At 66.4% G+C, this 9,759-nt stretch carries 9 protein-coding genes; 6 read left to right on the top strand and 3 right to left on the bottom strand.

Annotated features, from left to right (window positions below; all coding sequences use genetic code 11):
• Positions 1–23 precede the first annotated feature (23 nt).
• A complete protein-coding gene (locus VGG53_RS05615) occupies positions 24–1,034 on the bottom strand; it encodes a ferredoxin--NADP reductase (RefSeq protein ID WP_331516999.1) in 1,011 nt (336 codons plus the stop codon).
• Between the two features lie 72 nt (positions 1,035–1,106).
• On the opposite strand from VGG53_RS05615, the gene VGG53_RS05610 reads away from it, so the two are divergent.
• From VGG53_RS05610 to VGG53_RS05590, 5 genes are all read left to right on the top strand, one after another.
• Positions 1,107–2,516, top strand: coding sequence for a class I adenylate-forming enzyme family protein (locus VGG53_RS05610; protein WP_331516998.1), 1,410 nt, complete (start codon positions 1,107–1,109; stop codon positions 2,514–2,516).
• Entirely contained in the window at positions 2,494–3,399 is a 906-nt protein-coding gene (locus tag VGG53_RS05605; protein WP_331516997.1) for an acyl-CoA dehydrogenase family protein, read from the top strand. The genes VGG53_RS05610 and VGG53_RS05605 overlap by 23 nt, the downstream gene beginning before the upstream one ends.
• Positions 3,386–4,468: an acyl-CoA dehydrogenase family protein gene (locus VGG53_RS05600; protein WP_331516996.1), complete on the top strand. Its 1,083-nt coding sequence runs from the start codon at positions 3,386–3,388 to the stop codon at positions 4,466–4,468. The genes VGG53_RS05605 and VGG53_RS05600 overlap by 14 nt, the downstream gene beginning before the upstream one ends.
• A 120-nt stretch (positions 4,469–4,588) precedes the next feature.
• Positions 4,589–5,356 carry an enoyl-CoA hydratase/isomerase family protein gene (locus VGG53_RS05595; RefSeq protein ID WP_331516995.1) on the top strand — a complete coding sequence of 256 codons (768 nt, stop codon included), beginning with the start codon at positions 4,589–4,591 and terminating at the stop codon, positions 5,354–5,356.
• Positions 5,357–5,544: 188 nt separating this feature from the next.
• On the top strand, positions 5,545–6,402 hold the full coding sequence (locus VGG53_RS05590; protein WP_331516994.1) for an SDR family oxidoreductase: 858 nt from the start codon (positions 5,545–5,547) through the stop codon (positions 6,400–6,402).
• 14 nt (positions 6,403–6,416) lie between these two features.
• On the opposite strand, the gene VGG53_RS05585 is transcribed toward VGG53_RS05590, so the two are convergent.
• A complete protein-coding gene (locus VGG53_RS05585; protein ID WP_331516993.1) occupies positions 6,417–8,027 on the bottom strand; it encodes an FAD-binding protein in 1,611 nt (536 codons plus the stop codon).
• 25 nt (positions 8,028–8,052) lie between these two features.
• Positions 8,053–8,751 carry an IclR family transcriptional regulator gene (locus VGG53_RS05580; RefSeq protein ID WP_331516992.1) on the bottom strand — a complete coding sequence of 233 codons (699 nt, stop codon included), beginning with the start codon at positions 8,749–8,751 and terminating at the stop codon, positions 8,053–8,055.
• A gap of 144 nt (positions 8,752–8,895) precedes the next feature.
• Here VGG53_RS05580 and VGG53_RS05575 point away from each other — a divergent pair, with 144 nt between their 5' ends.
• Positions 8,896–9,759, top strand: a complete 864-nt coding sequence (locus VGG53_RS05575; RefSeq protein WP_331516991.1) for an alpha/beta hydrolase — start codon at positions 8,896–8,898, stop codon at positions 9,757–9,759.

The raw sequence follows: 9,759 nt of genomic DNA, 5'->3' as shown, positions 1-9,759 counted from the left end.
GCGGAAAGTGCTGCCGTGCAGCGCTACTCGTACTCCACCAGGACCGACGGGGTGTCCGGCACGGCCTGGCAGGTCAGGATGTAGCCGTCGGCGATCTCGTCGTCCTCGAGCACGTCGTTGGTGCGCATCGTGGCGGCGCCCTCGACGAGTTTGGCCATGCAGGTGCCGCAGTTACCGGCTTCGCAGCTGAACGGTGGCGACAGGCCCGCCCGTCGTGCGCTCTCCAGCAGCGTCTCCCCGGCGACCCGTGGCACCGACGCCTTCTTGCGCTCCAGCTTGATGGTCACCGTGCCGCCCTGCTCAGCGCCGCTCTCGGCGGCCGCGGGTGCGGGCGTCTTGACCGGAGGTGACGCGTCGAAGTCTTCGACGAGGACGTTCGCGCCGGCCGGCAGCGCTGATCGCACCACGGCCATGAATCCTTCGGGCCCGCACACGTAGCAGTCGGCGCCGGTATCCGCGCCGACGAACTTCTCGACGGCGGCCGAGTCCAGCAGTCCGTGCTCGGCGTCGATGTGACGGTCCACAGAGAGCCGGCCCGGGTACCGCGCGACCAGATCGTCGATCACCGTCTCGAAGATGACCGATTCCTGGTCGCGGTCGGCGCACAGGATGCGCACCGGCCGGTCCGTGCTTGCCAGGGCGCTCTTGGCCAGCGACAGGATCGGGGTGACGCCGCTGCCGCCGGCGAAGGCGAGCAAGGGCACCGCTGCCGAAGTCAAAACGAAGGTTCCCGCCGCCCCGGTCATGGTCAGCTCGTCGCCTTCGACGACGTTGTCGATGATCCAATTCGACACCTTGCCGCCGGTAACCCGCTTGACGGTGGTCATCAGCTCGGTGTCGGTCTCTGGTGCGCTCGACATCGAATACGAGCGGTACACGTCCTCACCCTCGACGTTGATCCGGAACGTGCAGAACTGGCCGGCGCGATAGGAAAACGGCTGGTCCTGCGGGGCGAGCAGGTAGCTGCGGGTGTCGGCGGCCTCCTTGATGATCCGGGTCACCGTGGCCTGTTGGAACACGTGGCGGTCCGCCATCCCTGCACCTTCCACACTTGCGTTCTTCCGTTCAGAGAATACTATTCTCTCAAACCGATAGGATGTTCTCAAATGTTCTCAGCGTCCGCGTCCGCGTTTGCCTTCGAGGAGCGGCACTACACGCTGCCGCAGCTCGACGCGTTGGCGGACGGCCTGGCGGCAACCTTGCGTGGCCGGGGTGTGATGGCCGGCGGGCGCGTTGCGTTGATGGCGTCGAACCGCCCGGAATTTGTTGTCGCGCTGAAAGCGATCTGGCGGCTGGCCGCGGTCGTCGTGCTGATCAGCCCGGCGTGGAAGCGGCACGAGGTCGAGCACGCGCTGGGGTTGACCAGCCCGTCGCACGCGGTCGGCGACCACGACGTGCTGTCGGATCTCATGCCGATGCTGCACCTCGACGAGCCCATCGCTGCCGGTGAGCCGGAGTTCAACCAGGCGCCACCGCACGCCGATGCCGTGTTGGCGTTCAGCTCGGGGACGACTGGTCTGCCGAAAGCGGTTCGGCACACCCATAATTCGCTGCAGGCAGCGGTCAAGCACTGGCGCGGCGCGATGGGTCTGACCGACCGCGACCGCATTCAGATCGCCACGCCACCGTCGCACATCCTCGGTTTGCTCAATATCGTGACGGCATTACAGACCGGGGTATGGCTGCGCCTGCATCGCCGATTCGACGTCGACCGCATGCTGCAACACATCCAGGATGATCGAATCACCGTCGAGATGGCTGTCGCGCCAATTGCTTTGGCCATCGCCTCGCATCCGCACCTGGAGTCCTACGACCTCTCGTCGTTGCGGTTCATCATGTGGGGAGCGACGCCGGTCAGCGCGAGCGTCGCCGAGACCGTCACCCGGCGCACCGGCGTCGGGTGGGTTCCCGCGTACGGGACCACCGAGTTGCCGGTCATCGCCTGCAACCCGGTCGGCGGCGCCCGGCTCGACTCGGTCGGCCGTCCGGTGCCGGGCGTGCAGGTGCGGGTGGCGTCGTTGCAGACCGGTGAGCCGGTCGGCCCCGGTCAGATCGGTGAGATACAGGCGCGGTCGGAGTCGCTGATGGCCGGTTACCTGCCGTCTGAGGCGACGCGGGATGTGTTGTGCGACGGCTGGTATCGGACCGGCGACGTCGGCTATCTGGACGCCGGCGGCTGGCTGCGGATTACCGACCGGTCCAAGGAGATGATCAAGGTGCGCGGCTTTCAGGTCGCGCCCGCCGAAATCGAGGCCGTGCTGCACGGTCATCCCGCCGTCGAAGATTGCGCGGTGTTCGGCATCCCGGATGGTGCAGACGGGGAGTCGGTCGTGGCTGCCGTCGCGACGCGCAAGCCCGTCGACGCCGCCGAGCTCACCGCCCGGGTGGCTGAGCGGCTCGCGTCCTACAAACGTCTGAGCCGTGTCGTGTTCGTGCCCGAAATACCTCGGCTGCCTTCCGGGAAGGTGCTACGCCGAGTTCTCAAGGAGCGTCATGGATGTACGTCTGACAGCTGAACAACAACAATTGCGCGACGCAGCCGCGAAGCTTTCCGACGATATCGGACCGGGATCGGTACAGGATCTCGCCGACGACGGACGAATCGCCAGGCTCGACAAGCAGATCGAGCAGACAGGCTGGCGATCACTGCGGTCCGACGGTGCCTCCGGGGTCGAAGTGGCCATCGTCGCCGAAGAGTTTGGCCGCGGATTGGTGGATGCCCCGTTCCTCGGGCCGGTGCTGGCCGACGACCTGGCCCGGCACGTGGGCGACGACGGCTCAAGGTCGACCATCGCGGTCGGCGCGCATGCGATCGACGCGCGAGGATTCGGGCGCGCATTGAGGTTGGACGGCACGTCGGTGTCGGTCGTCGACGTCGGCGATGCCCGCGACGCCGTCGACTTGACCAGATCCTCGGCCGATGGCACCGGAACAGCAACTACGGTAGGCGATCTGGACTCCGGCGCCGCCCAGCGCTGGCTGGCGCTCGCGCTCGCCACGACGTCGGCGGACCTGGTTGGCACGGCCCGCGGTGCGCATACCCTGGCATGTGACTACGCCAAAATCCGTGAGCAGTACGGCAAGTCGATCGGCTCGTATCAAGCCGTCGCGCACCTGCTGGCCGAAAGCCTTGCCCTGATCGAGGGCTCGGTGAGCGCGCTGCGGCACGCGGCCTGGGCGGTCGACGAGCTGGGCCCGGCCGAGGCGATCCGGGCCGGTCGGGTCGCGAAGGTCTACTGCGCGCGCGCCGCGCGGACCGTCTGCGAGACCGCGATTCAGGTGCACGGAGGTATCGGCAACACCTGGGAATGCCTGGCGCACGTTTATCTGCGCCGTGCGCTGACATCGACCCAACTGTGGCCCGTCAAGCTGGAGGAGATCAACGTTGGACTTCCGTGATTCGGCCGACGAGGCCGCCTTCCGGGATCGGCTCCGGTCCTGGCTTTCGTTGCATGCCAAAGAATTTCCCAGCTCGGGCGACGAGTATTGGGCTCGACAGGGCCAGTGGCACCGAGCGCTGTACGAGGGCGGCTTCTTCGGGCTGTCCTGGCCGCGGGAGTACGGCGGCCAGGATCTGCCGCCGGTGTACGACGTCATTCTCGATGAGGAGCTTGCGCGGGCGGCCGCTCCGCCGCGACCCAGCCTGGGCTATCTGGTCTCCGGCCTGACCCGACACGGGAGTCAGCAGCTGTGTCGCCGGTTCCTGCCCGGCATGATCAACGGCACCGAGCGATGGTGCCAGGGTTTCAGCGAACCGGGCTCGGGCTCCGACCTCGCGTCGCTGACGACCACCGCCACCCGCGACGGTGACAACTACGTCATCCAGGGCCATAAAATATGGACCAGCTACTCCGACGTCGCGGACTGGTGTCTGCTGTTGGCCCGCACCGATCCGGAGGCCAAGCGGCACAGGGGAATTTCGGCATTCATCATTTCGATGAAACAGCCTGGCGTACAGCAACGTCCACTGCAAATGATCAACGGCGTGACCACCGAATTCGGACAGGTGTTCTTCGACGGCGCGACGGTGCCTGCCCAGCACATGGTCGGTTCGCCCGGTGAAGGGTGGCCGCTCGCGATGACGGTGGTCGGTCACGAACGCGAACCCTCGACACTGGGTTACGCGGCCCGCTACGGCAAGCTCGTGCGTGAGCTGGCCGCCCGCACCGACGGTCCGGCACCTCCCGAATTAGCTTGGGCCGCAGTGCAGACCGAGATGCTCACGCACCACGTCCGGCGACGGCTGTCCGAACAACTCGACGGCGTGACGCATACGTCAGACGGATCGTTGGACAAGCTGCTGATGACCTGGGTCGAACAGTCGGTCGGCCACGCCGCGCTGGCGGTCTCCGGCATCGACGACCCAACCCTGCTGAACGCCTATCTGTACAGCCGCGCGCAAAGCGTCATGGGTGGTACGTCGCAGATCCAGAAGAACATCATCGCCTCACGAATATTGGGATTGTAGGAGTGATCGCGAACGCGGGCGGAGCCGGGTGAAGCGGGTCACGACCATAAAAAGGAGGAGTGATCGCGAACGCGGGCGGAGCCCGGGTGAAGCGGGTCACGACCATCAAAGGAGCCTGACGTGTACGACATGCCCACTGAGATCGACGTTCAGGCCGACGGGCCGCTACGGATCATCACGCTGAACCGGCCCGATTCGCTCAACTCGGTCAACGACGATCTGCATCACGGGCTGGCGAAGCTGTGGCAGCGGATGAGCGACGACCAAAGTGCCCGTGCGGCGGTGATAACCGGTGCGGGACGGGCCTTTTCGGCCGGTGGCGACTTCGTCTACCTCAACGAGTTGGCAGGTGACGCCAAACTGCGGGCGAAGACCATCGCCGAGGGGCGCGAGATCGTGCTGGGCATGGCTCGCTGCCGCGTTCCGGTGCTGGCCGCGGTCAACGGGCCGGCCGTCGGGTTGGGCTGCAGCCTGGTCGCGTTGAGCGACATCGTCTACATCGCCGAGGATGCTTATCTGGCCGATCCGCACGTGCAGGTCGGCTTGGTCGCCGCGGACGGCGGACCGCTGACCTGGCCACTGCACATCAGCCTGCTGCTGGCCAAGGAGTACGCGCTGACCGGCGCCCGAATCTCGGCCCAGCGGGCCGTCGAACTCGGCCTGGCCAACCATGTGGTGGCCGATCCACTGGCCGCGGCGGTACAGGCTGCGACGAAGATTCTCGAGCTGCCGCAGCAGGCGGTCGAAAGCACCAAGCGCGTGCTCAACGTGCACCTCGAGCGCGCGGTGCTGGCCACCATCGACTACGCCCTGTCGGCGGAAAACCAGTCTTTCCAGACCGAGGACTTCCGCTCGATCGCGGCGAAGCTGGCGGCCGGGAAGAACTAGCCGGCCGCTGCGCCGGCTCAGATGTGGTCTGGGCTGGCCGGATTCAACGCACTCAGCGATTTCCCTCGTCGACCACTCACACTCGCGGACTGAGAGAATAGTATTCTCGTATCGCCGCGGCCGCTCCGGCCGGCCGTCTGACCCCGTGCCGATCGGCCCATCGGCGACAACCTGGCCCAGGGAGATGCATGTCATCGAGATCAACGAACAACGAAGTTCTGGTCATCATCGGTGTCGGCGGGATGGGGGTGTCGGTTGCCCGCCGGGTCGGAGCCGGTCGCACCATCGTGCTGGCCGACATCAACGCCGCGGGGCTGAGCGCCGCGGCGGGTGCCCTCACCGAAGACGGCCATCACGTGCTGACCCAGGAAATTGACATCACCTCCCGCAGTTCGGTGGCCGCGGTCGCCGATACGGCTCAGGCAGCCGGGCGAGTCACCAGTATCGTTCACACCGCCGGACTTTCGCCCCAACAGGCGTCTGCCGAGGCGATTCTGGCCGTCGACCTGCTGGGCGTCGCGCTCAGCATCGACGAGTTCGGCCGGGTGATCGAACCAGGCGGGGCCGGCGTGGTCATCGCCAGCATGGCTGGCCACCTGCAGCCCCCCCTTGATTCAGCAGTCGAACGGCAACTGGCCAGTGCGCGCGCCGAAGAACTGCTCGGCCTCGAGGCGTGCTCGAGGATCACCAGCAGCCAGATGGCGTATCCATTTGCTAAGCGGGCCAATCAAATCCGGGTCGCCGCCGCAGCTGGGACCTGGGGTGAGCGGGGCGCCCGGATCAACTCCATCAGCCCCGGTGTCATCTCGACAGCGATGGGACGATTGGAGCTGGCCAGCGAATCCGGTGGGCTGATGAGAGCGATGGTAGACAACTCCGGTCTGCGGCGGATGGGCACACCCGAGGACATCGCCGCCGCCACCGAGTTTCTGCTCGGGCCGTCCGCTGCGTTCGTGACCGGCACGGATCTGTTGGTCGACGGCGGGGTGGTCGCCGCGATTCAAACGGGCACAATCGATCTCGCCAAAGCGCTCGCCGAGCGTTGACGTCAGGGCGTCAGCTAATCGACCGACTTGCCGGTCGCCGCGGCATAGCCGGCGCGGTAGCCGAAAACCATTGCCGGACCGATGGTTCCGCCGGCACCGCCATAGGCCCGTCCGGTCACCCCGCCCATCGCGTTGCCGGCGGCGAACAGACCCGGTATCGGCGCGCCACTGACATGCAGCACGCGCCCGTCGCGGTCGGTGCGGGGCCCGCCCTTGGTTCCCATCGCACCGACCGACACCGGGACCGCGTAGAACGGCCCGGTGTCGACGGGCCCGAGCGTCTTGCCGGCCGGCGTGGTGGCGTGGTCGTCGCCCCAGTAGCCGTCGTAGGCGCTTGAGCCACGACCGAAGTCGGGATCAGAACCCGCACCGACGTTGTGGTTCCAGGCATCGATGGTGCGGTTGAGTCCGTCGAGGGCGATGCCGGTTTTGGCGGCCAGCTCACTGAGATTCGCCGATTCGCAGAACCAGTCCGGAACCGACCCGCCGGGGTCGACACCCAAGAACCCGTAACGCTTGAGGTGTTGTGAATCGAACACGATCCACGCCGGGTCGTTGATGTAGCCGTCTCGCGGGTCGAGGTAGTGGAAGGCGCCGGCCATCGAGTTGTAATCGCACGCCTCGTTGACGAATCGCCGCCCGGCGCGGTTGATGATAATGCTGCGCGGGCGAGTTCGTTCCAGCCGGACGCTGCGGCTGCGTGGTTTCCCGTCGATCGTGTCGCCAGGGATCTGCACGATCGGCACCCACCATGCCTCGCCCATGTTGGCCAGGTCGGCGCCGTGGGCCATCATCATCCGCAGTCCGTCGCCGGTGTTATTCGGTGGCGAGACGGCGCCGTGCATCGGGCCGCGCAGAAAGGCGTTGACCAAACCGGGAGCCCATTCGAAGCCGCCGGTGCCCATGATGACACCATCACGAGCATGCACGTCCAACTGGCCACCGCCGCAAGCGATCCGCACTCCGACGATCTTGCCGTCTTCGGCGATGAGTTCCTCGGCGCGGGCGTCGGTCTGCGGGGTGACGCCGGCATCGAGCAGCCCTTTGAGCAGTCCGGCGATCAGCGCGGTGCCAGCCACGCACAGGTCAGCGTTCTCGTCGGCCCCGGCGTGCAGCCGAGCGCGGGTTTCGGCGTCGAATCCAACGTTGGACCAGTCCTGCGGGAACGCGGTGATGCGATCACGCCAGCCGCCGAGGTACTTCAGATCGAATGGTGCCGCGGTCAGCGAGCGGCCGCCGCCGGGCTGGCCGCCGGGCAGCTCTGGTTTGTAATCCGGGAAGCCGGTGGCGATTTCGAAGCGCAAACTGCTGTGCGCCTCGATGAAGTCCAGCATCGCCGGGCCGCTCCGCACGAATGTGTCGACGAGTGCATCGTCCATCGACCCGAACGATTGCGCGCGCAGATAGCTGAGCGCGTCTTCGACCGTCAATTCGCCGTCGGGAGAGCGGTTGTGCGCAGGGATCCAGACCACGCCGCCCGAGACCGCGGTGGTGCCACCGACGGTCGCGGCTTTTTCGTAGACCGCAACCGAGGCGCCGTTGGCGACGGTGGTCAGCGCGGCCGCCAGCGCGGCTGCGCCGCTGCCGAGCACAACGACATCGACTTCATCGCCCCAAGACGGCATATGCGCTGATTCCTTTCTGCTCGAGTCAGTTGAGGATCGCCGATAATTCCTTGGCTGCCTTGACAACTGCGTCCTTGCCCCGCATCACCACGTCTTCGCGGTGTGAGATCAGGTTGATGCATGCGGGCGGTGACGGCGGGTCGCGGTGCACCGCGACCGCCAGACCGTAGGTGTTCGGCTCGATCTCGCCGTGGGTGATCACCCAGCCCTGGTCGCGGGCGCTGGCGACCAGATCGCGTTCGTCCGGGCGTGGGGGCATGCTCGCCAGCAGCGCGATGCCCGCCGCACCCCGGTCGAGCGGGTAACGGCTGCCTTCGTGAAACGCCAGTTGGTAGGGGACTTGGGTGGGGACGATGACCGCGATGGCCACCTGCTGGTCGCCCTCGGCCACGAGCAGCGACACAGTGGTGCCCAGATCGTCGGCCAGCGCCCGCAGTATCGGCACGCTCAGCTGGCGCATATTGCGGTCGAACGACGCACCGAGCAGCGCCAGCCCCGCGGCCGGCCGGTAGCGGCCGTCGTCACCCTTGGCGACACATCGGAACTGGGCGAGCGTCGCAAGCAGGCGGTAGGCGATAGTTCGATGCACACCGACGCCGTCGGCGACCTGCTGCACCGTCATCCCCGCGGGAGCATCGGCCACCAACTGCAGAGCAGTGAGGCCCCGGGCCAGTGTTTGCGAGCCGGGCGCCGCGGCAGTCCGAGTCGTCGGGACATCGGGCATGTCAGCGGCCCGCGATCTTGCTTGACAGACAGGCTGCAGAGAGTGATGCTCTATACATAGTGCACATGGATGTGCGATTTTAGCACACATCGTTGACGGGAAACGAGAACCAAATTTCCGCCGGAACTAGACAGCGAGGAATCGGTGGCCGAGCACGAGAGCGTGTGGAGTGATCTGCAGGGCGTTCCGTTCGTGCAGGGTTACTTGGACGCCGGCGGTGTGCGAACCCGCTACCTTCATGCCGGCGATCCGAGTAAGCCGGCACTGATCCTGTTGCACGGCTCCGGTGGTCACGCCGAGGCGTACGTCCGGAACCTGGAAGCGCACGCCGAGCATTTCTCGACGTGGTCGATCGACATGCTGGGCCACGGCTATACCGACAAGCCGGGTCACCCGCTGGAAATCCGCCACTATGTCGACCATCTGCTGGCCTTCCTGGATGCCATCGGCGTCGAGCGCGCCCACCTGTCCGGTGAATCACTCGGCGGCTGGGTGGTATCCCGCGCCGCCGTCGGCCATCCCGACAAAGTCGACCGACTGGTGCTCAACACTGCCGGCGGCTCGCAGGCCGACCCCGAGGTGATGAAGCGGATCATCACGCTGTCGATGGCGGCCGCCGAAAACCCGACCTGGGAAACCGTGCAAGCGCGGATCAAATGGCTGATGGCTGACAAGTCCAAAGATTACGACGACCTGGTGGCCAGTCGCCAACGGGTGTATCGCCAACCGGGTTTCGTCTCCGCGATGCGCGACATCGTGGCGTTGCAAGATCCCGAGATCCGCGCCCGTAACCTACTGGGCGCAGGCGACTATGGGTCGATCAACGCGCCGACATTGGTGGTGTGGACCAGCGATGACCCGACCGCCGACGTGACCGAGGGCCGCCGGATCGCCTCGATGATCCCCGGCGCACGTTTCGAGGTGATGTCCGGCTGTGGCCACTGGCCGCAGTACGAGGACACCAAGACGTTCGATCGCCTGCATATCGACTTCCTGCTGGGTCGTTGA

The organism is Mycobacterium sp., assembly GCF_036490025.1.
GTDB lineage: Bacteria > Actinomycetota > Actinomycetes > Mycobacteriales > Mycobacteriaceae > Mycobacterium.
Note: the sequence above shows the minus strand (reverse complement) of the source record. Positions and strands in the feature narration are given on the sequence as shown.

Bases quoted from the DNA above. Each gene is read 5' to 3' on its own strand.
- VGG53_RS05615 (WP_331516999.1), bottom strand. From the start codon at position 1,034: ATGGCGGACCGCCACGTGTTCCAACAGGCCACGGTGACCCGGATCATC.
- VGG53_RS05610 (WP_331516998.1), top strand. From the start codon at position 1,107: ATGTTCTCAGCGTCCGCGTCCGCGTTTGCCTTCGAGGAGCGGCACTAC.
- VGG53_RS05605 (WP_331516997.1), top strand. From the start codon at position 2,494: ATGGATGTACGTCTGACAGCTGAACAACAACAATTGCGCGACGCAGCC.
- VGG53_RS05590 (WP_331516994.1), top strand. From the start codon at position 5,545: ATGTCATCGAGATCAACGAACAACGAAGTTCTGGTCATCATCGGTGTC.
- VGG53_RS05585 (WP_331516993.1), bottom strand. From the start codon at position 8,027: ATGCCGTCTTGGGGCGATGAAGTCGATGTCGTTGTGCTCGGCAGCGGC.
- VGG53_RS05580 (WP_331516992.1), bottom strand. From the start codon at position 8,751: ATGCCCGATGTCCCGACGACTCGGACTGCCGCGGCGCCCGGCTCGCAA.